Genomic DNA, 24,413 nt, shown 5'->3' with positions numbered 1-24,413 from the left:
AATCTTGAGGCATGTCGAGCCCCGCCGAGCGGTACGCCGCGGCGCGCCGCCGGGCCGCGCAGGCCTCCGCCTTCCCGGCCCTGGACGAATTCGCCCGCGACCTCGGGTTCGACCTGGACGACTTCCAGCGGGAGGCGTGCCAGTCCCTGGAGCGCGGCAGCGGCGTGCTGGTCTGCGCCCCGACCGGCGCCGGCAAGACGGTGGTCGGCGAGTTCGCCGTACACCTGGCCCTGCGCGGCACGCCGGAGCAGTCGGCGGCGGCCGACGGCCCGCCCGGGCCGACGACCCGGCGCAAGTGCTTCTACACCACGCCGATCAAGGCGCTGTCCAACCAGAAGTACCACGACCTGGTGGACCGCTACGGCCGCGACCAGGTCGGCCTCCTCACCGGCGACAACGCGATCAACGGCGACGCGCCCGTGGTGGTGATGACCACCGAGGTGCTGCGCAACATGCTCTACGCCGGCTCCAGCACCCTGCAGGGCCTGGCCTACGTGGTGATGGACGAGGTGCACTACCTCGCCGACCGGTTCCGGGGCGGGGTCTGGGAAGAGGTGATCATCCACCTGCCCGCCTCGGTCACCCTGGTCTCCCTCTCGGCGACCGTCTCCAACGCCGAGGAGTTCGCCGACTGGCTGGTCACCGTGCGCGGCGAGACCGCGGTGGTGGTCAGCGAGCACCGGCCGGTGCCGCTCTGGCAGCACATGCTGGTCGGCAAGCGGATGTTCGACCTGTTCCACGACGCCGACGCCGCCCGCAAGCACGACGTCCACCCGGAGCTGCTGCGCTACACCCGGGACACGGTGCGCCGGCTGGAGCTGGGGGAGGGGCGCAGTGCCGGCCCGGGTGCCGGGCGGCGCGGCCCCCGGTGGCGCGGGCCGCTGCGTCCCGACATCGTCGAGCGGCTGGACCGGGAGAACCTGCTGCCGGCGATCCTCTTCGTCTTCAGCCGCGCCGGCTGCCAGGCGGCCGTGCAGCAGTGCCTCGCCGCCGGGCTGCGGCTCACCTCCGCCGAGGAGCGGGCCGAGATCCGGGAGGTGGTCGAATCGAAGATCACCACCATCCCCGGCGAGGACCTCACCGTGCTCGGCTACTGGGAGTGGCTCGACGGGCTGGAACGTGGCCTCGCCGCCCACCACGCCGGCATGCTCCCGGCGTTCAAGGAGGTCGTCGAGGAACTCTTCGTCCGTGGCCTGGTCAAGGCGGTCTTCGCCACCGAGACGTTGGCGCTCGGCATCAACATGCCGGCCCGCTGCGTGGTCCTGGAACGCCTGGTGAAGTTCAACGGTGAGGCGCACGTCGACCTCACCCCGGGCGAATACACCCAGCTCACCGGGCGGGCCGGCCGGCGCGGCATCGACGTCGAGGGACACGCCGTGGTGGTCTGGTCCCCGGAGACCGATCCCCGGCACGTGGCGGGCCTCGCCTCGACCCGCACCTATCCGCTGCGGTCCAGCTTCCGGCCGTCGTACAACATGGCGGTCAACCTGGTCGGCACGGTCGGCGCGGAGCCGGCCCGGGCGCTGCTGGAGTCCTCGTTCGCGCAGTTCCAGGCGGACCGGTCGGTGGTCGGCCTGGCCCGCCAGGTGCAGCGCAACACCGAGACGATGGAGGCGTACGGCGCGGAGGCCGCCTGCCACCAGGGCGACTTCGACGAGTACTTCGCGCTGCGGGTGGCGATCGCCGACCGCGAGCGCGCCATCGCTCGACAGGGGCAGACCCAGCGCAAGGCCGCCGCGGTGGCCGCGCTGGAACGGCTGCGGGTCGGCGACGTGATCCGGGTGCCGTCGGGGCGGCGGGCCGGGCTGGCGGTGGTCCTCGACCCGGCCACCGGCGGCTTCGGTGAGCCCCGCCCGCTGGTGCTCACCCAGGACCGCTGGGCCGGCCGGGTCAGCCCCGGCGACTTCACCACCCCGGCCGAGGTGCTGGCCCGGATCCGGGTGCCCAAGCACTTCAACCACCGCTCCCCGGCGGCCCGGCGGGACCTGGCCGCCGAGGTCAGCGGCACCGGGCTGGACCGGCACGGCGGGCGGCGCGGCGGCCGGTCCCGGCAGGCGGTCGGCGAGGACCACCGGCTCCCAGCTCCGCTCCGAGCTGCGCCGCACCCCTGCCACGGCTGCGGCGAGCGGGAGGAGCACGCCCGCTGGGCGGAGCGCCGGCGCCGCCTGGAGCGGGACACCGACGAGCTGCGCCAGCGGGTGGCCGGCCGGACCGGCTCGCTGGCGCGCACCTTCGACCGGATCGTCGCGCTGCTCACCGCCCGCGGCTATCTCTCCACCGACGGCGAGGTCACCGACGCCGGCCGGATGCTCGGCCGGATCTGGACCGAGGCGGATTTGCTGGTCGCCGAGTGCCTGCGCCGGGGGGTCTGGGACGGGCTGTCCCCGGCCGAACTCGCCGCCGCCGTCTCCGTGGTGGTCTTCGAGGCCCGCCGGGACGTCGACGAGCGGGCCTCGCTGCCGCGCGGCCCGGTCGCCGACGCGGTCGAGGAGACGCTCAAGCTCTGGGGGGAGATCGAGGCGGACGAGGCCGCCCGGGGGCTCACCGTCACCCGCGAGCCGGACCTCGGCTTCGCCTGGCCGATCTATCGCTGGGCCAAGGGCGAGACCCTCGCCAAGGTGCTCGCCAGCGGGCACCAGATCGACGGGGAGATGCCGGCCGGCGACTTCGTCCGCTGGTCCCGGCAGGTCGTCGACCTGCTCGGTCAGCTCGCCGACTCCGGTGGCGCGTCGGCCGAGCTGCGCGCCACCGCACGGCAGGCGATCGGGACCGTGAACCGGGGCGTGCTGGCCTACCACGCCACCGCCTGATCATCACTTTCGGTCACTGGCCGTCCGAAATCGACGCATCGGAACGTCACCACGACGGCACCCCCCGGATTTCCTGGGGGGTGCCGTCGTGCCTGCTCAGAGCCTCCCCGATCATGGCTACGACGCGCCTGTCACGCGTCGGTAGCTGTCTCGGGGAAGGCCGTCATGGCGGAAATCAATCACTTTGAGTACGGGTGGATCACGCCCGCGCTCAGCTACGCGCTGTCGGTGCTCGGCTCGGCCCTCGGCCTGGTCTGCGCCGGCCGGATCCGCACCGCCCGCACCGGCGGGCAGCGGGCCTGGTGGGGACTGCTCGCCGCGTGGGCGCTCGGCGGCACCGCCATCTGGGCGATGCACTTCATGGCGATGCTCGGCTTCGCCGTCGAGGGCACCCGGATCCGCTACGACGTGCCGATCACCGCGGCCAGCACGGCCATCGCCGTCGCCGCGGTCGGCGTCGGCCTGGCCATCGTCGGCACCGGCCGGCTCTCGCCGCCGCGGGTGCTCGCCGGCGGGCTGTTCACCGGCGCGGGTGTGGCCGCCATGCACTACACCGGCATGGCCGCCATGCGGCTGGACGGCACCCTCGGCTACGACCGCACCCGGGTGGTGCTGTCGGTGCTCATCGCGCTGGTGGCCGCCACGGTGGCGCTCTGGCTGTCCATGACGGTCCGGCGGGGCCTGGCCATCGCCGCCTCCGCGCTCGTCATGGGCATCGCCGTCAACGGGATGCACTTCACCGGCATGAGCGGGCTCTCGGTGCACCTGCACGAACGGTCGGGCGAGCTGACCGGCACCGAGGTCAGCGGGCTGCTGGTGCCGATCGTGCTCGCGGTGGTCTTCGGTGTGGTGGGACTGGTCTACGCGCTGCTGGCCGCGCCCACCGACGACGACCGGGCGGGCACGGCGTACCTGGACGCGCGGCGGGCCCCGGAACACAGCCTCGCCACGGCGGAACCCACGCCGGACCCGGTGGGGCTGCGCGGCCGGTCCACCCTCGGCCGGCCGGGCACGCCGTTGGCGTCCCGGCGGGACACCTCGCCCCGCTGACGACGCCGGGCCCACCGCCGCAGGCCGGCCCGGACGGCAGGTCGGCCCGCGCGGCGCGCCGCTTGAACAGGCCGCCGTCGTGACCGGTCCGGCGGCCCCGCCGGCTGCTCAGGCCCCGCCGGCAGGCGCGTCGACCAGCCGCCGGCACGAGCCGGCGAGGTTCCAGCGTTCCGCCAGCTCCAGCAGCCGGTCCGGGTCCGCGGGCGCCGTCGGCAGCGCGGTGGGCAGCGCCGGCAGAGGCACGTCGGTGGCCACCCGGACCACCTTCGGCGCGACGGCCAGGTAGTCCCGCGCGGCGTCCAGCTTGGCCCGCAGCCCGGGGGCGAAACCGGACGTCGGGTCGTCGAGCGCGTCGAGGATGCCGGGCAGGCCGCCGTACCGGTCGATCAGCCGGGCGGCCGTCTTCTCACCCACCCCGGGCACCCCGGGCAGGCCGTCGCTCGGGTCGCCGCGCAGCGCCGCGAAGTCGGCGTACCGGTCGGCGGGGACGCCGTAGCGGACGCGTACGGCGGCGTCGTCGCAGTCGTCCAGCTTCGCCACGCCCCGGCCGACGTAGAGCAGCCGCACGCCACGGCTGTCGTCGATCAGCTGGAACAGGTCGCGGTCGCCGGAGACCACCTCGACCGGGCCGGGCTGGGTCACCGAGAGCGTGCCGAGCACGTCGTCGGCCTCGTAGCCGGTGGCGCCGACGGCGGTGATGCCGATCGCATCGAGGACCTCCAGGATCATCGGCACCTGGGGGGAGAGCGTGTCGGGAACCACCTCGCCGCCCTCCGGCGCGACCCGGTGCGCCTTGTACGACGGCAGCAGCTCCACCCGCCAGGCCGGTCGCCAGTCGTGGTCGAGCGCGCAGACCATCCGGTCCGGCCGGCGGGTGCGGACGAGCTGGGCGAGCATGTCGAGGAAGCCGCGGACGGCGTTGACCGGCTGACCCTCCGCTGTTCGCGCGGCCGACTCGGGAATGCCGAAGTAGGCCCGGAAGTAGAGGCTCGGGGCGTCGATCAGCAGGATCGGGGGTTGCTGTGCCACGCCGACAGCCTGGCACAGCGGTACGACGCCGTGGGGGACCGGCACGGGCCGGGTCAGCGCCGGTCGTCGTAGAGGCTCTCGCGGCGGGCCAGGTGCTGCACGGCGTAGCTCGCCACCAGCAGCAGGATCGCCAGCACCACCTCGATCCCGGCGAGCGCGCCGTCGGCCACCGTCAGGCCGACCAGCAGCAGCACCAGCCCGACCACGGCCAGGATGCCGGCCCAGAGCAGCCGACGACGCCGTGCCGCCGTGCGGTCCCCGCCGTCTGCCGTCATCGCGCCACCCCCGTGGTACCCAGGCTAGTGGCGACGCCCGGCCGGTGCCGCCACATCCGCCGGGTGACCGGGCAGACTGCGGGAATGACGTTCGTCCCCGGGTTGACCCTGGCCCAGCGGTTCCACGACGAGGTGCTGGCGCCGCTGCTGGCCCGGCACCGGCCCGGCCTGCGGTACGCGGCGGGACTGCTCGACGGCGGCTCGGAGCTGCTCGGCCTGGACACCGCGCGCTCCACCGACCACGACTGGGGTCCCCGGGCCCTGCTGCTGGTCGCCGACCCGGCCGAGGTGGCCGGGCTGCGGGTGCTGCTGGACGCGGAACTGCCGGCGCGGTTCCTCGACTGGCCGACCCGGTTCCGGGGCGGGCCCGAGGTGCGCCTCGGCGTCGCCGACCCGGCCGGGGAGCGGCACGGGGTGCAGGTGGCCGAGCTGGGCGGCTGGCTGCGCGACCGGCTCGGCTTCGACCCGCGTACCGGGATCGGGGTGGCGGACTGGCTCGCCACGCCCACCCAGCGGCTGGCCGAGCTGACCGGGGGCGCGGTCTTCCACGACGGCCTGGACGGGGCGCTGCACACCGTCCGGGCCCGGCTGGCCTGGTATCCGGACGACGTCTGGCGGCACGTGCTGGCCGCCTGCTGGACCCGGATCGGGCAGTCCGAGCACCTGGCCGGGCGCTGCGCGGAGGTCGGCGACGAGCTGGGCAGCCGGGTGGTCGCCGCCGGACTCGCCCGGGACGTGCTGCGACTGGGGCTGCTGCTGCACCGCCGCTGGCCCCCGTACGACAAATGGCTCGGCACCGTCTTCGCCGGGCTGCCCGCGGCCGGGCCGGTGGTCGCGGCGCTGGGCGACGCCCTCGGGCCCGGCGCCTGGGCGGACCGGCAGGCCGGGTTGGTCCGGGCCCTGGAGACGGTCGGCGGCTGGACCAACGACACCGGCCTGGCGGAGGCCGTCGACCCGACGGCCCGGACCTTCCACGAACGTCCCTTCCTGGTGCTCGACGGTGGTCGGTTCGCCACCGCGCTGCGGGCCGGGATCGCCGACCCGGTGCTGCGGGCCCGGCCGCCGCTCGGGGCGGTCGACCAGTACGTCGACAGCGTCGACGTGCTCACCCACCCCGAGCGGGTCCGTCGGGTGGCCGCTGCCCTGCTGCCGGAGTGACCCGGGCCGACCGGTCGGCATGACCGGCCGGCCCGGCGCCTCACCGGGTGGTGCAGACGGTGCCGTTCAGGGTGAACACGCCTGGCAGCACGTTCGGACCGCCGTACGACCCGACGAAGCCGATGCTGGTGGCACCCCCACCGGCGGCGAGCTGCCGGTTGTCGGCGGTGCTGGTGGCCTTGACGGCGGTGCCGGCCTGCGACCAGTCGGCGCTCCAGCCGCTGCTCAGCTGCTGCCAGCCGGTGGGCCAGTTCCAGCCGAGGGTCCAGCCGTTGATCGGGTTCGGCCCGGTGTTGACGATGTCCACGCCGGCGACGAACCCGTTGCCCCAGTCCGAGGTCTTGCTCAGTCGGACCGCGCAGGTGCTGGCGGCCGGGCTGCCGGTGGTGAGGCTGAGCGGTGGCGACGACCAGGACACCCGGCCGGCGGTGTCGCGGGCGAGCACGTTGACCGTGTACCGGCTGCCCGGGTTGAGGTTGCCGACCGACAGCGAGAGGCCGCTGGTCTCGCCGAGCTGCTCGCTGACCGCGCCGTTCTGCCGGTAGACCTCGTACTTGGCGATCGGGCTGGCGCCGGGGGTGGCCGCCGGCCAGGAGATGGTCGCGGTCCGGTCGGTGACGGCGGTGGCGGTGGGCCGGCCCGGCGCCCCGGGCTGCCCGGTGACTGCGCCGGCCGGTCGCAGCACCAGCGTGGTCAGGGAGTACGGCGGCAGGGTCCGGCTGGTGGCGCTCCCCGACCGGGCGGTGGCGATGGCGTCGGCGCCGTTGGTGAGGGTGTGGACCGTGGGCGCGGTGTCGGCCGGGGTGAACCCGGCGTAGTCCAGGGTGACCGGGTAGGCCGTGTCCGGGTCCTTGTTCACCAGCAGCACCGCCAGGTCCCCGTCGGCGCGGCGGGTCGCGTGGGCGGTCAGCAGCGGCTGGTCGGTGCCGGCCCGGACGAGCTGGTCACCGGCGCGGGCGAAGAGGTTCATCATGGACAGCGCGTGGTAGGGCGCGAACGGGGTGTTCAGCGGCGGCTCGCAGACCGACCCGTCTGCGGTGCAGCCGCCACTGGAGAGCAGCCCGAAGTCGCCGTAGTCGGTGTGCCCGGCCACCTCGGAGACGGTGCCGATCCCGTTGTGCACGTTCCACCACTGCACCGTGAAGACGCCGTTCTCCAGCAGCCCGCTGTAGGCGTCGGCCAGGAAGAGCGCCCCCGGCTGGGTGTTCTGGCCGGCGCCGACGTTCAGCTCGGTGAAGCTGATGCCGATCCGTCCGGCGTCCGGGCCCGCGTACCGGTCGATCTGCTGGCGCAGCAGGTAGGCCGCGTCGGGGAGGTGGCTGGTCCGCGCCAGTGACTCGGCGGCGGTGCCACCCGGGTACCAGTGCACGTCCACGAAGTCGATCTTCGGGCCGGCGATGGAGAGCACCGTGGAGTTCCACGGTCCGGGGTCGCTGCCGGCGGTCATCCCGTCCGGCCAGTTGCCCGGCATGGTGAGCACCGCGCCGACCTTGACGGTCGGGTCGACGGCCTTCATCGCGTCGGCGTACGCGACGACCAGCTTCGCGTACTGGGTGGCGCTCTTGTCGGCGTGGTCGTCGGCCTCCCAGCCCGAGCCGTAGAGGCCGTTGCCGTAGTTCTCGTTGCCGACCGCCCAGTACCGGGCGCCGTAGCCCTTGGTGACGTTGGCGTAGCGCACCCAGTCGGCGGCCTCGGCGGGCGTGCCGGTGCCGTAGTTCGCGATGATCATCGGCTGGGCGCCGACCCGTTTCGCGGCGGCCATGAAGGTGTCGAAGTCGGTACCGGGGGCGACGTAGCCGCCGGGCGCGGTGTGGTCCTTCCAGTGGTAGATGTCGCCGTACGAGCCGCCCGGGTAGCGCAGCATCCGGACGCCGGCCGCCCGCAGCAGGTCGGACGTCTCGGTGCTGCCCAGGTTGGCGTCCCAGATGGCGTGGTTGACGCCCAGTGCGGTGTCCGGCACCGTGGCCAGCCCCGCGCGGGCGTTCACGGTGACCGTCACCGGGGTCGGCGTGGTCCCGGCGTGGGCCGGTTGCGGGCCGCCGAGCGCTGCCGTGGCGAGCAGCAGGCCCGCCCCGAGCGCGCTCCACCGACGTCGGGCGGGACGGGGCGGGCCCCCGGGGCTGTTCGGGTTCCTCATGGCTGGGTCTTCCTTCGGTGCTCACGCCGGAGACCGCACCCGGCCGGCGACGGGGTGACCCACGGGCGCGACGGACGGACTCCTGGCCGGATCAGCTCTGGTGAGGTGCCGTCGTCCTCCGTGGACCGTGCCGGTCCGCGGTTGCCCAGTGGACGACGCTCCGGCCCGCGCGCCGGGTCACATCGACGACCAAGAATCGCACACGGTTCGCGCCGACCTCAAGACAGCGCTTTCCGACGCTCAGGCGGGTGCGACGAAGTAGAAGCGCCGGTAGCCGAGCAGCATCCCCTCGTCGGTCAGCGTGAACACGTCCACGAAGTCCAGGTCGCTCCGGCTCGACGCGCCGGTGTAGCGGCCGGTCACCGCCACCCCGTCACCGTCGGCGATGACCTTGAAGATCTGGTGCCGGGCCGGTGGGCCGGCGACCTGGGCGTGGATCCGGAGCACCTCTGCCCGGCCCCGGCCCTGCGCCAGGTCCGGTCGCCGTACCTGCACGTGCTCGTCGAGCAGCGAGGCGTACCCGTCGATGTCACCGGTGTCGAGATAGTGGTACGACAGTCTGACGTGGTCGACTCCGGCCGCGGTGGCGACTGCGCTGCGTGTCCGCGAACCCCGGTGGCTGATCATCCGGTGATCTCCTCTGCCTGGTTCCCCGCTGTCCACACTGGGTGGCTGTGCGAACAACTCTCGACCGACCAGGCAACTCCGGCCTATCACGGCGCTTTCCCCGCGCGTCGTCCGCCATTCACCGACCGGACGGCAGCCACCGTCACCCGTTCGTGCCGGGGGCGGGCTGCGACGTTCCACTTGACCATCCCGGCACCGGATCGCGCAACCTACGGACGGTTCAAAGAGTTGTTCTTGCGCGGCTGGACAGCGGGCCCTCCGATGAAGTGAAGTTGTTTACAGAACCGTCATTCCTGAATAGCTGTCGGCCCTGGAGACTCATGCCCGACTTGACCCTCGCCCGCCCGGTCGCGCTGCCCGGAATCGTTTTCCGGGTCCTTGGCCCCCTGCAGGTGGAAGGGGCGACCGGGCCGGTCCGGATCCCGCCGGGACGGCAGGAGATCATCCTCGCCTGCCTGCTGATGGAGGCGGGCCGGGTGGTCGACACCGACCGGCTGCTCGACCTGATCTGGCACGAGGAGCCACCGGACACCGCCCGTACCCAGATCCAGATCTGCGTGTCCCGGCTGCGCAAGAGCTTCGCCGCGGCCGGCGTCGCGGCGTCCGTGGTGTCCCGCGCCCCCGGATACCTGCTGCGCACCGACGAGGACTCGGTGGACCTGCAGGTGTTCAACCGGCAGGTGATGGCCGCCCGGGTGCTGGTCAAGGAGGGGCGGGTCGCCGAGGCGGCGGAGACCCTGCGGGCCGCCGTGGCGCTGTGGCGCGGCCCGTGCCTCAGCGGCATTCCCAGCGAGGCGCTGCGCACCCGCGGGGTGCGGCTGGACGAGGACCGGCTGGCCGCGATCGAGACCTACCTCGAGCTGGAGCTGAGCCTCGGGCGCAGCCACCAGCTGGTCGGCGAGATCAGCCGGCTGGTGCACGAACACCCGCTGCGGGAGCGGCTGCGCGGGCAGTTGATGCTGGCGCTGCACCGCTCCGGCCGGCAGGCCGAGGCGCTGGAGGTCTACCGGGCCGGCCGGCGGCTGCTCGCCGACGAGCTGGGCCTGGAACCGGGGGAGGAGCTGCGCCAGCTGGAGGCCGCCATCCTGGCCGGTGACCCGGCGCTGCACGCCGGCGGCACGGCGCCGCACCGCCCGGAGGGCAACCGGCCGGCGCCGGCCGTCGCGCCCGCACCGGCGTACGGCGAGGAGAAGCCGCACCAGCTCCCGGCCGACACCGCGGACTTCGTGGCCAGCGAGCCGGTGCTGCGGACGGTGGAGGCCGCGCTGCTCGGCGGCGACGGGCAGCGGGCGCTCGGGCTGGTGGTGATCGCCGGCAAGCCCGGCATCGGCAAGAGCGCGATGGCCACCCACGTCGCCCACCGGCTGGGCGGGAGCCGCTTCCCCGACGGCCAGCTCTACTGCGACCTGCGCGGCGCGGGCCCCGAGTCGGTCAGCGCGAAGGACGCCCTCGGCCGGTTCCTGCGGGCGCTGGGCATCCCCGGCCCGGTGATCCCCGACGGCACCGACGAACGCGCCGAGATGTACCGGACCCTGCTGGCGTCCCGCCGGATGCTGGTGGTCCTCGACGACGCGGCGAACGAGCGCCAGATCAGCCCGCTGCTGCCCGGCAGCAGCAGCTGCGCGGTCGTGGTCACCAGCCGGTCCCGGCTGACCGCCCTGCCCGGCGCGCAGCGGGTGGAGCTGGACGTGCTGGACCGGGCGCAGGCGCTGGAGCTGCTGGGCCGGGTGATCGGCGCGGAGCGGGTCGCCCGGGAACCGGAGGCGGCCACCGCCCTGGTGGCCACGGTCGGCGGCCTGCCGCTGGCGCTGCGGATCGTGGCCGCCCGGCTGGCCGCCCGTCCGCACTGGACGCTCGCGTCGATGGTGCACCGGCTGGCCAACGAGCGGCACCGGCTGGACGAGCTGGCGCACGGCGAGATGACCATGCGGGCCAGCCTGTCGCTCACCCACGACGGGCTCAACCGGGCCGACCGCCGGCTGCTGCGCCTGTTCAGCCTCGCCGAGGGGCCGACCGTGCCGGGCTGGATCGCCGGTGCGCTGCTCGACGACCACCGCCCGTTCCCGTCCGACCTGGTCGAGCCGCTGGTCGACGTGCAGATGCTGGACGCGGTGGCGGTGGAGCGCACCGGCGAGTTCCGCTACCGGTTCCACGAGGTGATCCGGCTCTTCGCCCGCGAGCAGCTCACCCTGCACGACAGCCCCGCCGTGCAGCTCGCCGCGACCGAACGGATGGTCGGCGGCTGGCTGGCGATCGCCGAGCAGGCCCACGCCCGGATCTACGGCGGCGACTACACGGTGCTGCGCGGTGACGGAGCGCGGTGGCAGCCGCCGGCCGCCTACGTGGACGCCCTGCTCACCGAGCCGATGGAATGGCTGGACAGCGAGCATCCCAGCCTCTGCCTCGCCGTCGAGCAGGCCGCCCAGGCCGGTCTGCACGAGCTGTGCTGGGACCTGGCCACCACGCTGGTCACCCTCTTCGAGGCGCGGGGCTATTTCGACCACTGGGAGCGGACCCACCGGCGGGCGCTGGAGGCGACCCGCGCGGCCGACAACCGGCGCGGCACCGCGGCCGTGCTCAGCTCCCTGGGCACCATGCACCTGAGCCGGCAGCAGCCGGACGAGGCGCGGCGGGCGCTCGGCGCGGCGCTGGAGATCTTCGACGAGCTGGGCGACCCGCACGGGCTGGCCCTGTGCCGCCGTGACCTGGCCCTGCTGGACCGGCAGATCGGCGAGGACGACCGGGCGCTGCTGCTCTACGAGCAGGCGGCGCGGGACTTCGAGCGGGTCGGGGACGTGGTCGGCCGGGCCACGGTGCTGACCCAGAGCGCGTACATCTGGATGCGGCGGGGGCACACCGCCGTCGCGCACGACCAGCTCGAGGAGGCGTTGACCATCTTTCGCTCGGTGGGGTACGCCCACGGCGAGGCGCACGCCCTGCGCCGAGCCGGTCAGGTGCTGCTGCGCCGCGGTGAGCACGTCCAGGCCGAACGGACGCTGACCGGCGTGCTGGAGATGGTCCGCCGCAGCCGCGACGTCATCGGCGAGGGACACCTGCTGCGCAACCTCGGTGAGGTGCACGAGGCCAGCGAGCGCTACGAGCAGGCCCGGGAGGCCTTCGAGCAGGCGCTGGCCGTACGGGAGCAGATCATGGACCACGGCGGCGCGGCGGTGGTCCGGCTCGACCTGGCCCGGGTGCAGCTGCGCCGGGGTGACCCGGCGGCTGCCCGCGCGCTGCTGGAGCAGGCCGCGGAGAGCTTCCGGACGCGGGGCATGCGGCACGAACTGCGTGAGGCGGAGCGGCTGTCGGAGGAGCTGGCCACCCGACGTCCGTCCGCCTCCTGAGCCGCCGGGGTCAGTCCCACGGGTTGTTGCTGGTCGGGCTGGGGGTCGGGCTGGTGACCGTGGTGACCGTGGTCGACGAGTCCGGGGCCGGCAGGTCGTCGGCGTGCGCTGCCGTGACGCCGAGGAAGAAGAGGCCGGCGGTGGCGGCGGCGAGAGCGAACATCTTCACTGCGACGGTGCGGCGCATTGTCGACTCCTTGTCGGCGTTTCCGGTGATGGCTGAACGCTAACGACGGACGGAATCCCGGCCTTATCCCAGCAGTTATCCCGGCGCTATCACCATTGTCGGTGCTGCCGATAGGGTGGCCGCCCGCCGCCTGCCGGCACCTCGACCACGATCGATCCGGCCGCTCGATGACCGCGCTGAACTGCGGTTCTTCCCCGCTTGGTCCGGTGATGCCGGGCGGATAGCGGAGTCCGGAGCATAGCGGTGACGAGGGAAATCCCGGTGCCGGGAATCGCGGCGGTCACAAGCCGCCGCAGGTGATTTCCCCGCGCCGTGACACCGGAGAAGTGGAGACCGCACGATGAGCATCGACGTACGCAGCGGCGAGGACGTGCCGCGGTTCGGCCTGCTGGTCCGCCAGCACCGCATGCGGATCGGACTGACCCAGCGGGAACTGGCGGACTTCTCCACCGTCAGCGTCCGGGCCATCCGGGACCTGGAGCAGGGCCGGGCGCGCCGGCCGCGCCAGGACACCGTACGACTGATCGCCGACGGCCTGCGGCTCGGTCTGCGGGCCCGCGCGGACCTGGAGTCGGCGGCCAACGAGGGCCGGACCAGCTGGGCGGTCAAGGCCGGCTACGAGGCCGACCCGCCGGCCCCGCCGTTCGCCGTCGACGTGCAGCTCGGCCGCGAGGCCGAGACCGGCGTGGTGCTCGACGAGCTGACCGGGGGCGGCGAACGGCTGCTGACCATCGTCGGCATCGACGGCGTCGGGCGAACCCGGCTCGCCCTGGAGGTGGCGACCCGGCTGCACACCGCCGAGCGCACCCCGGTGCTCTGGTGCCCGGTGGCCGCCCCGCAGACTGGCGGCGACCGGCTCGCCGCGCTGGTCCGCGGCTGCGTCGGCCAGCTGCTCGACGCCGGCGACGGCGGAACGGACGACATCGCCGCGTTCGTGGAGACGGTCGCCGACCGGCCGCCGCTGCTGGTGCTGGACGGGCTGACCGGGACGGTCCGCCCCGACCGGCTCGCCGAGCTGCTGCGCGACTGCCCCGGGCTGCGGATCCTGGTCACCGCCGCGCAGCCGCTGCGGGTGCCCGGCGAGCGCACCTTCCTGCTCACCCCGCTGGCCGTTCCCGAACCGGGCGAGCCGGTCGACCCGCAGGCCGCGGCCGTGCGGCTCTTCGTCGAGCGGGCCCGCCGGGTCCGCCCCGACTTCCGGCCGACCGCCGCCGACACCGAGCTCGTCGGTGCCATCTGCCGCCGGCTCGACGGGGTGCCGGAGGCGCTGCACGCGGTGGCGTCCTGGCTGGTCGTGTACGACCTGCCGACGCTGCACCGGTGCCTGCACGACGATCCGGCGGGCCTGCTGCACCACCTGGCCGGCGCCGAGGGCGGTGGCGGCCTGCGGGAGGCGCTGGAGCGTCGGCTGGCCGGCCTGCCCGCCGACGAGCGGGACCTGCTCGACGCGCTCTGCGCCCGGGGCGAGGAGTTCGGGCTGGCCGAGGTGATGGCGCTGACCGGCCGCAGCCTGCCCGACAGCGGGCGGGCGGTCCGCGACCTGGTGCTGCACGGCCTGGTCCGGTCCAGCTATGCGACCGGACAGTCCCGGTTCCGGATCCTGCACCTGGTGCGGGCGGCCCGGCTCTGCGCGTGCACGACCCGGGTCTGACCGCCCGTGCAACTGCTGGGCGGGTGCCGGAACAACTGCCGCTCGGCGGGTGCGGCCGCCGGTTGAATGACTGCACACCGAGCAGGAAGCGGCCCGGCGGAGAGCCCGTCGGACCGCCGGACGACGGTACGAGGAGGGACGACCTTTGTCGGCGAATGTCGAGCACACGAGGAACACCAGGACGGCCGTCATCGCCGGCCTCGGCGCGTACGTGCCGGACCAGGTGGTGAAGAACGACGAGATCGCCGCGCGGCTCGGCGTCACCACGGACTGGATCCGGGACCGCACCGGCATCGAGCAGCGGTACGTCATGGAACCGGAGCAGGCCACCTCCGACCTGGCCGTGGAGGCCGGTCGGCGGGCGCTCGACTCCTGCGGCAACCCGGAGATCGACTTCCTGATCCTGGCGACCTGCACGCCGGACCACCCGTTCCCGGCCACCGCGCCCGCGGTCGCCGCCCGGCTGGGCCTCAAGGGCATCGCCGCCTTCGACCTCAACGCGGCGTGCTCCGGTTTCGTCTACGCGCTGTCGGTCAGCGCCGGCATGCTCGCCTCCGGCGCGTACCGCACCGGGCTGGTGATCGGCGCGGACGCGATCTCCACGATCCTGGACAACGACGACCAGATCACCGCGCCGATCTTCGGTGACGGCGCCGGCGCGGTCGTCGTACGGGCCGGCGGCACCGACGAGCCGGGCAGCGTCACCGCGCACGTCCTGGGCAGCGACGGCGACCTGCTGGACATCATGAAGACGCCCGCCGGCGGCTCCCGGCAACGCTCCGCCGGGGTCGGCACCGACGCCGCGCAGAGCTACTTCACCATGGCCGGCCGCTCGGTCTACAAGCACGCGATCAACCGGATGACCCTCGCCTCGACGACGGTGCTGGAGCAGATGGGCTGGGGCGTCGACGACGTCGACTGGCTCGTCGCCCACCAGGCCAACCGGCGGATCCTCACCGCCACCGCCGAGGCCATCGGCATCCCGGCCGACAAGGCGGTGATCAACGTGGACAAGGTGGCCAACACCTCCGCCGCGTCCATCCCGCTGGCCTTCGTCGACGCGGTGGAGTCCGGCTCGTTCGCCGCCGGCGACCGGGTGCTGCTGGCCGCGTTCGGCGGCGGCGCGACCTGGGCCGCCGCGGCCCTCACCTGGCCCGAGCTGACGCTGCCCGCGACCAGCTGACCCTGCCCCACCCGCCGGGACCGCGCCGGCCGCACCACCCGCACCACCGATCACCTAAGGCGAGGCCACTCACCCGAGGGCCCGAGGATGGGAGACACCGTGCTGAACACCCTGGACACCCTGGAGAAGGTCAACGAGATCGTCCTGGAACAGGTGCCGGACCTGGAGGTCCGCATCGGTCCGGCGGACCGGCTCAGTCAGGACCTGGGCATCGACTCGCTCACCTTCGTCGACATCCTGGTCAAGGTCGAGAAGATCTTCGACATCGAGATCACGGACGACGAGCTGGCCGTCGTCCAGAGCGTCCAGGACATCCTGGACCTCATCGAGCGGAAGCAGTGACCCGTAGCCCGGTCCGCCCCACCGCTGTCCGTAGTCCCGCCCACGGCCCACCGCGCACGCGTCCCTGAGGGTGCCGCGGTGGGCCGGTGACGGCTGTCCCACCGTTCCGCCTTCCGTGCACAGATGGGGGTCCACCATGTCCGATCCGTCGACCGACACCCGCCCGCTCAACGCGGCACAGCTCGGTGTCTGGTACGCCCAGCGGATCGACCCGGGCAATCCGGTCCACAACATGGGCGGCTACCTGGAGATCCGCGGCCGGCTCGACGAGGCAGCGCTCGCCGCCACGGTCCGCGCCCTGGTCGCCGAGGACGAGACGCTGCGGCTGCGGTTCGCCGAGGTCGACGGCGTCCCGGTGCAGTACGTCGGGCCGGCGCCGGACTTCGAGCCCGCACTGTGCGACCTGAGCGGCGAGCCGGACCCGCTCGGGGCGGCGCTGGACCGGATGCGCGCCGACATGGACACCGCGCCGGACCTCGAACACGACCGGCTGTTCCACCACGAGATCTTCCGGCTCGGGCCCGAGCACTTCCTCTGGTACAACCGGGCGCACCACCTCATCCACGACGGCTACACCTCGACGGTGGTCCGCCGCCGGGGTGCCGAGCTCTACTCCGCGCTGGTGGCGGGTCGCCCGGCCACCGGGGCACCGCTCGGCTCGTTCACCGCCATGCTCGACGAGCAGGCCCGGTACGCGGGCTCCCGCGCCCAGCAGCGGGACGGCGCGTACTGGCGGAAGCTGATGGCCGACGTCACGTACCCGCCGCCGCCCGCCTCGGCCGGGAAGGCCGCCAACCGGGTCACCCGCCAGGTGTCCCGACTGGACGCCGACGGCCTGGCCCGGCTGCGCCGCTTCGCCGAGCGGGCCGGCGTCACCTGGCAGCAGGCCCTGATCACCGCCGCCGTGCTGCACCGGCAGGTGTGGACCGGCGACAGCGACGTGCTGCTCAGCCTGCCGGTGCCCGGCCGGCTCGACCCGCGGTCGGTCGGCGCGCCCGGGATGATGGCGAACGTCCTCCCGCTGCGCTGCCGGATCGACCCGGCCGAGACGAGCGGGGAACTGGCCGCCCGGGTGGCCCGGCAGACCCTGCGCGCCCAGTGGCACCAGCGTTACGACTCCGCCGACCTGCGGCGGGACCTGGACTGGCCGACCGACGGCCGGCGCGAGTTCGGCCCGGTGGTGAACCTCGTCGCCGGCGACGAGCACGACGACTTCGCCGGCCTGCCGGCCCTGCACCACCTCATCTCCACCGGCGGCACCGTCGAGGATCTGGCCCTCACCGTCACCCACCATCCCGAGGGCGGCCTGCGGATCGACGTCAGCGTCGACACCGCCCACCGGGACGCGGTGGACCTCGACGCCTACCAGCGCACCTTCCACCAGGTCCTCGGGGCCCTGACCCACGCCGCCGGCCGGCCGGTGGGAGAGCTGGACCTGCTCACCCCGGCCGACCGGGAGCGGGTGCTCGGCGACTGGAACGCCACCGCCGTGGACGTCCCGGACGGGTCGCTGACGGGGCTGTTCGCCGGGCGGGTGGCGGCGGAGCCGGACGCGGTGGCCCTGGTGTGCGACGGGGTGGCGGTCTCCTACGGCGAGCTGGACGGCCGGGCGAACCGGTTGGCGGCGTACCTGCGGTCGGTGGGGGTGCGGCGTGGGGACATGGTGGGGGTGCTGCTGGAGCGGGGGATCGACTTCGCGGTCGCACTGGTGGCGACGGTGAAGGTGGGTGCCGGCTATTCGGTGCTGGACCCGGAGTTCCCCGACGAGCGGCTGGGCTGGGTGCTGACCGAGACCGATGCGACCGTGGTCGTCACCCGCGCCGCCCTGGCCGCCCGCGTCGACGCCGCCGACCGCCGCGTGGTCCGCGTCGACACCGACGCCGCCGCGATCGCCGCGCAGCCGGACACCGACCCCGGGGTACGGGTGGACCCGGGCGATGTGGCGTGTGTGATGTTCACGTCGGGTTCGACGGGGCTGCCGAAGGGGGTGCTGTCGTCGCACCGGGCGCTGGTGGGTTCGCTGGCCGGCCAGTCGTACGCGTCGTTCGGGCCGGGTGAGGTGTTCCTGCAGTGTTCGCCGGTGTCGTGGGACGCGTTCTCCCTGGAGTTCTGGGGGGCGCTGCTGTTCGGCGGCACCTGCGTCCTGCAACCGGGTCAGCGGCCGGAGCCGGCGGTGATCGCGGCGCTCGTGGCCGAACACGGGGTGTCGATGCTCCAGCTGTCGTCGGGGCTGTTCAACCTGCTGGTGGACGAGTACCCGGAGGCGTTCGACGGGGTGCGGGTGGCGTTCACCGGCGGGGAGCCGGCCTCGGCGCCGCACGTGGCGCGGATCCTCGCCCGCTGTCCGGAGCTGCGGGTCGGCAACGGCTACGGTCCGGCCGAGTCGATGGGCTTCACCACCACCTACGACGTGCCCGCCGATCTCGGCGCGGGGAGCGTCCCGGTGGGTCGGGCGGTGGCGAACAAGCGGGCGTACCTGCTGGACGCCCGGCTGCGGCCGGTCCCCGTCGGTGTCGTGGGCGAGGTGTACCTGGCCGGGGTGGGTCTGGCGCACGGCTACCTGAACCGGCCCGAACTGACCGCCCAGCGGTTCGTCGCCGACCCGTTCGGCGGCCCGGGACAGCGGCTGTACCGCACCGGGGACCTGGCCCGCTGGACGGCCGACGGGGTCCTCGACTTCGTCGGCCGGGTCGACGGTCAGGTCAAGGTGCGCGGCTTCCGGGTCGAGCCCGGCGAGATCGAGTCGGTGCTGCTGGGCCACCCGCAGGTCGCCCAGGCCGCCGTCGCCGCGGCACCCGACCCGACCGGCACGCTGCGCCTGATCGCCTACCTCGTCCCGCACCCCACCGACGAGCCGGCGGCCGGGGCCGACCCGACCGTCGACGGCGCCCAGGTGCGCGAGTGGCTGCGGGAGCGGCTGCCCGACCACATGGTCCCCGCCGTGGTGCTGGTGCTGGACCGGATGCCGCTGACCGCCAACGGCAAACTCGACCGCCGGGCCCTGCCCGCCCCCGACTTCGGCACCACCGGCACCGGCGGCGGACGCGGCCCTCGGGACGCCCGCGAGGAGATCCTCGGCGGCCTCTACGCCGAGGTGCTGGGCGTACCGACGGTGAGCATCGACGACAACTTCTTCGACCTCGGCGGGCACTCCCTGCTCGCCGCCCGCCTGGCCGCCCGGGCCCGCGCCGTGCTCGGCGTCGAACTGACCATCCGTGACATCTTCCAGGCCCCCACCATCGCCGCCCTCACCGACCACCTGGCCGACACCGGCCGCGCCCGGCCGCGTCCCGCCGTCACCGCCGGGCCGCGCGGGGAGCGCATCCCCCTGTCGTACGCGCAGCGCCGGCTCTGGCTGATCGACTCGCTCCAGCAGCGGGGCAGCACCTACCACGTGCCGCTGGCCGTCCGGCTCACCGGCGACCTCGACGTCGACGCCCTCGGACGGGCGCTGACCGACCTGGTGGACCGGCACGAGGTGCTGCGGACCGTCATCACCGCCGTCGACGGCGAGCCGTACCAGCTCATCCTCGACCCGGCGCCGGTCGCCGTGGCCCGCCGTCGGGCCACCCCGGAAGACCTCGACCGGCTGCTCGCCGAGGCTGCCACCGAGGGGTTCGACCTCGCCGCCGCGCCGCCGATCCGGGTCACCCTCGTCGACCTCGCCGACGACGAGCATGTGCTGCTGATCCTGCTGCACCACATCGCCACCGACGGACAGTCGCTGCGCCCGCTCTTCGGCGACCTGGCCACCGCGTACGCGGCCCGGCGCGCCGGGCACGCCCCCGAGTGGACGCCGCTTCCCGTCCAGTACGCCGACTACGCGCTCTGGCAGCGCGACATGCTCGGTGACCCCGCCGACCCGGCCAGCGTGCACACCACCGAACTCGACTACTGGCGGAACGCCCTCGCCGGACTGCCCGAGGAGATCACCCTGCCGCTGGACCGGCCCCGGCCGGCGGAAGCCGACCACTCCGGCGGCGCGGTGACCGTACGGATCGACCCCGAGTCGACCCGCCGGATCCGGGAACTGGCCCGCCAGCAGCGCTGCACCCCGTTCATGGTGCTCCAGGCGGCGCTCGCGCTGACCCTCACCCGGTACGGCGCCGGCACCGACGTACCTCTGGGCACCCCCGTCGCGGGCCGCTCCGACCCGGCGCTGGACGACCTGGTCGGGTTCTTCGTCAACACGCTCGTGCTGCGGACCGACACCTCCGGCAACCCGTCCTTCGCCGAGCTGCTGGCCCGGGTACGCGCCACCGACCTGGACGCCCTCGCCCACCAGGAGCTCCCCTTCGACCTGCTCCTGGAGGCGCTCAACCCGGTCCGCTCGCTGGCCCGGCACCCGCTGTTCCAGGTCTGCCTCGCCCTCGACAGCGCCGCCGACGCGGACCTGCGCCTGCCCGGTCTGCGCTGCGGCCGGGGCGGCGTGGTCGACACCGGCAGCGCCAAGTTCGACCTGGAGTTCCTGCTGCGCGACGAGGGGGACGCCGGCATCGGCGGCGCCCTGCTCTACAGCGCCGCCATCTTCGACCCGGCCACCGTGGAACGCCTGGTCGCCGCCCTACTGCGGGTGCTGGACCAGGTGCTCGCCGAGCCGACCCGCCCGCTCGACACCGTCGAGGTGCTCGACCCCGCCGAACACGCCGCCGTCGTCCGCGACTGGAACGCCACCGCCGTCGACGTGCCGGACGGGTCGCTGGCCGGACTGTTCGCCGCGCGGGTGGCGGCCGACCCGGACGCGGTGGCCCTGGTCGGTGACGGGGTGGCGGTCTCCTACGGCGAGCTGGACGGCCGGGCGAACCGGTTGGCGGCGTACCTGCGGTCGGTGGGGGTGCGGCGTGGCGACACGGTGGGGGTGCTGCTGGAGCGCGGCGTCGACTTCGCGGTCACGTTGCTGGCGACGGTGAAGGTGGGTGCCGGCTATTCGGTGCTGGACCCGGAGTTCCCCGACGAGCGGCTGGGCTGGGTGCTGACCGAGACACGCGCCGCCGCCCTGGTGACCCGCGCCGCGCTCGCGCCCCGCGTCGCCGCCGCTGCCACCGGCCCGGTGGTCCGGGTGGACACCGACGCCGACCTCATCGCCACCCACGACGACACCGACCCCGGGGTACGGGTGGACCCGGGTGACGTGGCCTGTGTGATGTTCACGTCGGGTTCGACGGGTGTGCCGAAGGGCGTGGTGTCGTCGCACCGGGCGCTGGTGGGTTCGCTGGCCGGCCAGTCGTACGCGTCGTTCGGGCCGGGTGAGGTGTTCCTGCAGTGCTCCCCGGTGTCGTGGGACGCGTTCTCCCTGGAGTTCTGGGGGGCGCTGCTGTTCGGCGGCACCTGCGTGCTCCAGCCCGGTCAGCGGCCGGAGCCCGGCCTGATCACCGAGCTGGTCCGCGCGCACGGGGTGTCGATGCTCCAGCTGTCGTCGGGCCTGTTCAACCTGCTGGTGGACGAGTACCCGGAGGCGTTCGACGGGGTGCGGGTGGCGTTCACCGGCGGGGAGGCCGCATCCGCGGCCCACGTCGCGCGGATCCTGGCGCGCTGTCCGGGCCTGCGGGTCGCCAACGGTTACGGCCCGGCGGAGTCGATGGGCTTCACCACCACCTTCGACGTGCCGGCCGACATCAGCGGCGTCTCGGTGCCCGTCGGTCGGGCGGTGACCAACAAGCGGGCCTACGTCCTGGACGACCGGTTGCGGCCGGTGCCGGTGGGGGTGGTCGGTGAGGTGTACCTGGCCGGAGTCGGGTTGGCGCACGGATATCTGAACCGGTCGGGGTTGACGGCGCAGCGGTTCGTGGCGGACCCGTTCGGTGGCCCGGGGGAGCGGTTGTACCGGACCGGTGACCTGGCCCGGTGGACGCCCGACGGGGTGCTGGACTTCGTGGGCCGGGTCGACGGTCAGGTGAAGGTGCGCGGCTTCCGGGTCGAACCCGGCGAGATCGAGACCGTGCTGCTGGGCCACGACAGGGTCGCCCAGGCGGCCGTCGTCGCGGCACCGGACCCGACGGGCACACTGCGCCTGATCGCCTACCTCGTCCCCCACACCGAGCCGCCGACGGCCGGCACCGATCCGAGTCGCCCGGTCGACGCGCCGGACCGGGCGGAGCCGCCAGCGATCGACGGCGCGCAGGTGCGGGCATGGCTGCGGGAGCGGCTGCCCGACCACATGGTCCCCGCCGCCGTGCTGGTGCTGGACCGGATGCCGCTGACCGCCAACGGCAAACTCGACCGTCGCGCCCTGCCCCGGCCCGAATTCACGCCCACCGCCGGCACCGGCCGGGCCGCCCGCGACGCCCGCGAGGAAATGCTCTGCGGTCTCTACGCGGAAATCCTCGGCGTGCCGACGGTGAGCATCGACGACAATTTCTTCGACCTCGGCGGGCACTCCCTGCTCGCCGCCCGCCTGGCCGCCCGGGCCCGCGCCGTGCTCGGCGTCGAACTGACCATCCGCGACATCTTCCAGGCCCCCACCATCGCCGTCCTCACCGACCGGCTACCGGCCGCCAGACCGGCTCGTACCCGGCCGGTGCTGCGGCGACGCACCGAGGCGGGAGCGCCGCTGCCCAGCGGACAGCCGGGCCCGTGACGGCTGCGGCGGTGCCGGGGAAACCTGCCCCGCGTACTGCCGCTCCGGCCCGGAAACCGTCGTTAGCCTCGAGGTGAATGGGATTTCGGATGTGCGCCCGGATCAAGCGTCGACTCCCATTTCCGCTGTTTCTCCCCCTTCCCTGACGCGCGTCGAAGAATGGAGCGCACCGTGGACTCTGCCCGACAGCTCGACCCCGACATGCCGGCCCCCGACGACGTCGTCTGGGTGCTGCCCGGCGGCGACGCGACCGCCCCGCACCGCACCTCGCTGCTGGTGCTGCCGCACTCCGGCGGCAACGCCCACGCGTACGCGCCGTGGCGGGCCCTGCTGCCCGACGGCGTGCGCCTGCTCATCGGCCAGTACCCCGGCCGCGGCGCCCGGTTCAGCGAGCCGCTGCCCGAGCGGATGGCCGACCTGGTCGACCCGATCCTGGCCTGCCTGCCCGCCGACACCGACGACCTGGTGGTGCTCGGGCACAGCATGGGCTCGCTGGTCGCGTACGAGGTCACCCGCGCCCTCACCGACGCCGGCCGCGCGCCGCGCGCCCTGGTCGTCTCCGCGTGCCGCGCGCCGTTCCTGGCCAACCCCAGCCCGGTGCATCCGGACACGCTCGACGACGACGCGCTGGTCGCCGCCATCAAGGCGCGCGGCGGCACCGACGACGGCATCCTCGACGAGCCGGAGCTGCGGGAACTGGTGCTGCCGTCGATCCGCGCCGACTTCGCCCTCGACGACGCCTACCGCTCGGCCGTGGCCGCCCCGCTGACCTGCCCGGTCACCGTCGTCGGCGGCAGCGTCGACCCGGTGGTGCCGGCCGAGGCGCTCGGCCGCTGGGCCGAGGTCACCGCCGGCCCCGTCACCACCCACGTCCTGCCGGGCGGGCACTTCTATTTCCAGCAGCAGCTCGAGGAGTTCCTGTCCCTCGTCACCGGGGTCCTCGACGGCGACACCGTCCGGCCCGAATTCGCCTGACCCACCCCGACCTTCCAGGAGGATCCTGATGTCACCCACCGCACAGGCGGTTCCCGCCACCGACCTCGACGTGCGCCGCGAGCCGGGCAAGCCGGCGGTCCTCGTCGTCCCGCCGGTCGACGACCTCGACGCCGGCGTCGCGTGGGTCACCGCGCACCGCGCGGCGATCCGCGCCGAGCTGCTCCGCTCCGGCAGCCTGATGATCCGCGGCCTGCCGGTCACCGACACCGCCGACTTCGCCCGGGTCCGGGACGTGCTGATGCCGCAGCGCACCGGCTACCGGGAGAAGGCCACCCCGCGTACCGACTTCGGCGAGGGGGTCTTCTCCTCCACCGACCTGCCGGCCGCCCAACCGATCCGGCTGCACAACGAGAACAGCTACACCCTCGACTTCCCGGGCACCCTGCTCTTCGGCTGCGTCACCGCGCCGGAGACCGGCGGCGCCACCACCGTCGGCGACATGCGCGAGGCCCTCCGGCAGATCCCCGCCGACCTGCGCGAGCGCTTCGAGACGTACGGCTGGCTGCTGGTCCGCAACTTCTCCGAGCTGGCCGGGCTGCCCTGGCACAAGAGCTTCGGCACCGAGGACCCGGCCGGGGTCGAGGAGTACTGCCGGGAGAACGTGATCGGCCACGAGTGGCTGCCCGACGGGGAGCTGCGCACCCGGCAGCGCCGCTCGGCGATCGTCACCCACCCGCTCACCGGCGAGCGGTCCTGGTTCAACCACTACGCCTTCTGGAACCGGCACACCCTCGACGCCGACGTGCGCGAGGTGCTCCAGGAGACGTACGGCGAGGACGGGCTGCCGTTCGACACGTACGTGGGGGACGGGTCGGCGCTGACGGCCGACGAGGTCGCCGCCATCAACGCCGTCTACGACCGGGTGACGGTCCGGGAGACCTGGCAGGAGGGCGACCTGCTGATGGTCGACAACATCTCCTGCGCGCACGGTCGGGAGGCGTTCACCGGCGCCCGCAAGATCCTCGTGGCGATGGGCGACCCGGTGGCGCTCGCCGACTGCGCCCCGCAGACCGCCCCGGCCGCCACGCCGTACGGGAAGTGAGCCGG

The 24,413-nt window shown here is 74.1% G+C and carries 15 protein-coding genes; 10 read left to right on the top strand and 5 right to left on the bottom strand.

Annotation, left to right across the window (positions count from 1 at the left end):
• Window positions 1-11: 11 nt before the first annotated feature.
• Window positions 12-2,810: an RNA helicase gene (locus MRQ36_RS32160; RefSeq protein WP_242800602.1), complete on the top strand. Its 2,799-nt coding sequence runs from the start codon at window positions 12-14 to the stop codon at window positions 2,808-2,810.
• A gap of 165 nt (window positions 2,811-2,975) precedes the next feature.
• On the top strand, window positions 2,976-3,860 hold the full coding sequence (locus MRQ36_RS32155) for an MHYT domain-containing protein (RefSeq protein WP_242800600.1): 885 nt from the start codon (window positions 2,976-2,978) through the stop codon (window positions 3,858-3,860).
• Window positions 3,861-3,968: 108 nt separating this feature from the next.
• On the opposite strand, the gene MRQ36_RS32150 is transcribed toward MRQ36_RS32155, so the two are convergent.
• The gene (locus tag MRQ36_RS32150; RefSeq protein ID WP_308194956.1) at window positions 3,969-4,889 is read right to left on the bottom strand and encodes a 5'-3' exonuclease; all 921 of its coding nucleotides are present in this window, start codon (window positions 4,887-4,889) and stop codon (window positions 3,969-3,971) included.
• A 53-nt stretch (window positions 4,890-4,942) separates the two neighbouring features.
• Complete coding sequence (locus MRQ36_RS32145) at window positions 4,943-5,164, bottom strand: hypothetical protein (RefSeq protein WP_242800598.1); 222 nt, start codon at window positions 5,162-5,164, stop codon at window positions 4,943-4,945.
• A gap of 84 nt (window positions 5,165-5,248) precedes the next feature.
• Between MRQ36_RS32145 and MRQ36_RS32140 the strand changes: the two genes are divergently transcribed.
• Complete coding sequence (locus MRQ36_RS32140; RefSeq protein ID WP_242800596.1) at window positions 5,249-6,322, top strand: DUF4037 domain-containing protein; 1,074 nt, start codon at window positions 5,249-5,251, stop codon at window positions 6,320-6,322.
• A 40-nt stretch (window positions 6,323-6,362) separates the two neighbouring features.
• On the opposite strand, the gene MRQ36_RS32135 is transcribed toward MRQ36_RS32140, so the two are convergent.
• Entirely contained in the window at window positions 6,363-8,459 is a 2,097-nt protein-coding gene (locus tag MRQ36_RS32135) for a cellulose binding domain-containing protein (protein WP_242800594.1), read from the bottom strand.
• A gap of 240 nt (window positions 8,460-8,699) precedes the next feature.
• Complete coding sequence (locus MRQ36_RS32130; RefSeq protein WP_242800592.1) at window positions 8,700-9,086, bottom strand: nuclear transport factor 2 family protein; 387 nt, start codon at window positions 9,084-9,086, stop codon at window positions 8,700-8,702.
• Between the two features lie 320 nt (window positions 9,087-9,406).
• Here MRQ36_RS32130 and MRQ36_RS32125 point away from each other — a divergent pair, with 320 nt between their 5' ends.
• Window positions 9,407-12,430: a BTAD domain-containing putative transcriptional regulator gene (locus MRQ36_RS32125; RefSeq protein ID WP_242800590.1), complete on the top strand. Its 3,024-nt coding sequence runs from the start codon at window positions 9,407-9,409 to the stop codon at window positions 12,428-12,430.
• A gap of 10 nt (window positions 12,431-12,440) precedes the next feature.
• Here MRQ36_RS32125 and MRQ36_RS32120 read toward each other — a convergent pair whose 3' ends face one another.
• Window positions 12,441-12,617 (bottom strand): hypothetical protein, encoded by a 177-nt coding sequence (locus MRQ36_RS32120; RefSeq protein ID WP_242800588.1) that lies wholly within the window; start codon window positions 12,615-12,617, stop codon window positions 12,441-12,443.
• Between the two features lie 340 nt (window positions 12,618-12,957).
• On the opposite strand from MRQ36_RS32120, the gene MRQ36_RS32115 reads away from it, so the two are divergent.
• From MRQ36_RS32115 to MRQ36_RS32090, 6 genes are all read left to right on the top strand, one after another.
• Complete coding sequence (locus MRQ36_RS32115; protein ID WP_242800586.1) at window positions 12,958-14,268, top strand: helix-turn-helix domain-containing protein; 1,311 nt, start codon at window positions 12,958-12,960, stop codon at window positions 14,266-14,268.
• A gap of 145 nt (window positions 14,269-14,413) precedes the next feature.
• On the top strand, window positions 14,414-15,451 hold the full coding sequence (locus MRQ36_RS32110; protein WP_242800584.1) for a beta-ketoacyl-ACP synthase III: 1,038 nt from the start codon (window positions 14,414-14,416) through the stop codon (window positions 15,449-15,451).
• A gap of 87 nt (window positions 15,452-15,538) precedes the next feature.
• Entirely contained in the window at window positions 15,539-15,793 is a 255-nt protein-coding gene (locus MRQ36_RS32105; protein ID WP_242800582.1) for an acyl carrier protein, read from the top strand.
• 136 nt (window positions 15,794-15,929) lie between these two features.
• Window positions 15,930-22,370, top strand: coding sequence for a non-ribosomal peptide synthetase (locus MRQ36_RS32100; protein ID WP_242800580.1), 6,441 nt, complete (start codon window positions 15,930-15,932; stop codon window positions 22,368-22,370).
• 171 nt (window positions 22,371-22,541) lie between these two features.
• A complete protein-coding gene (locus MRQ36_RS32095; RefSeq protein WP_242800578.1) occupies window positions 22,542-23,345 on the top strand; it encodes a thioesterase II family protein in 804 nt (267 codons plus the stop codon).
• Window positions 23,346-23,373: 28 nt separating this feature from the next.
• Complete coding sequence (locus tag MRQ36_RS32090; RefSeq protein ID WP_242800576.1) at window positions 23,374-24,408, top strand: TauD/TfdA family dioxygenase; 1,035 nt, start codon at window positions 23,374-23,376, stop codon at window positions 24,406-24,408.
• Window positions 24,409-24,413: the final 5 nt, after the last annotated feature.

The sequence above is a fragment of the Micromonospora sp. R77 genome (assembly GCF_022747945.1).
Taxonomy (GTDB): Bacteria; Actinomycetota; Actinomycetes; order Mycobacteriales; family Micromonosporaceae; genus Micromonospora.
This window is presented reverse-complemented; position numbering and strand designations above follow the sequence as displayed.

Coding starts and splice junctions, on each gene's coding strand:
- MRQ36_RS32160 (WP_242800602.1), top strand. CDS start 12: ATGTCGAGCCCCGCCGAGCGGTACGCCGCGGCGCGCCGCCGGGCCGCG.
- MRQ36_RS32155 (WP_242800600.1), top strand. CDS start 2,976: ATGGCGGAAATCAATCACTTTGAGTACGGGTGGATCACGCCCGCGCTC.
- MRQ36_RS32145 (WP_242800598.1), bottom strand. CDS start 5,164: ATGACGGCAGACGGCGGGGACCGCACGGCGGCACGGCGTCGTCGGCTG.
- MRQ36_RS32140 (WP_242800596.1), top strand. CDS start 5,249: ATGACGTTCGTCCCCGGGTTGACCCTGGCCCAGCGGTTCCACGACGAG.
- MRQ36_RS32135 (WP_242800594.1), bottom strand. CDS start 8,459: ATGAGGAACCCGAACAGCCCCGGGGGCCCGCCCCGTCCCGCCCGACGT.
- MRQ36_RS32130 (WP_242800592.1), bottom strand. CDS start 9,086: ATGATCAGCCACCGGGGTTCGCGGACACGCAGCGCAGTCGCCACCGCG.
- MRQ36_RS32125 (WP_242800590.1), top strand. CDS start 9,407: ATGCCCGACTTGACCCTCGCCCGCCCGGTCGCGCTGCCCGGAATCGTT.
- MRQ36_RS32120 (WP_242800588.1), bottom strand. CDS start 12,617: ATGCGCCGCACCGTCGCAGTGAAGATGTTCGCTCTCGCCGCCGCCACC.
- MRQ36_RS32115 (WP_242800586.1), top strand. CDS start 12,958: ATGAGCATCGACGTACGCAGCGGCGAGGACGTGCCGCGGTTCGGCCTG.
- MRQ36_RS32105 (WP_242800582.1), top strand. CDS start 15,539: ATGGGAGACACCGTGCTGAACACCCTGGACACCCTGGAGAAGGTCAAC.
- MRQ36_RS32100 (WP_242800580.1), top strand. CDS start 15,930: ATGTCCGATCCGTCGACCGACACCCGCCCGCTCAACGCGGCACAGCTC.
- MRQ36_RS32090 (WP_242800576.1), top strand. CDS start 23,374: ATGTCACCCACCGCACAGGCGGTTCCCGCCACCGACCTCGACGTGCGC.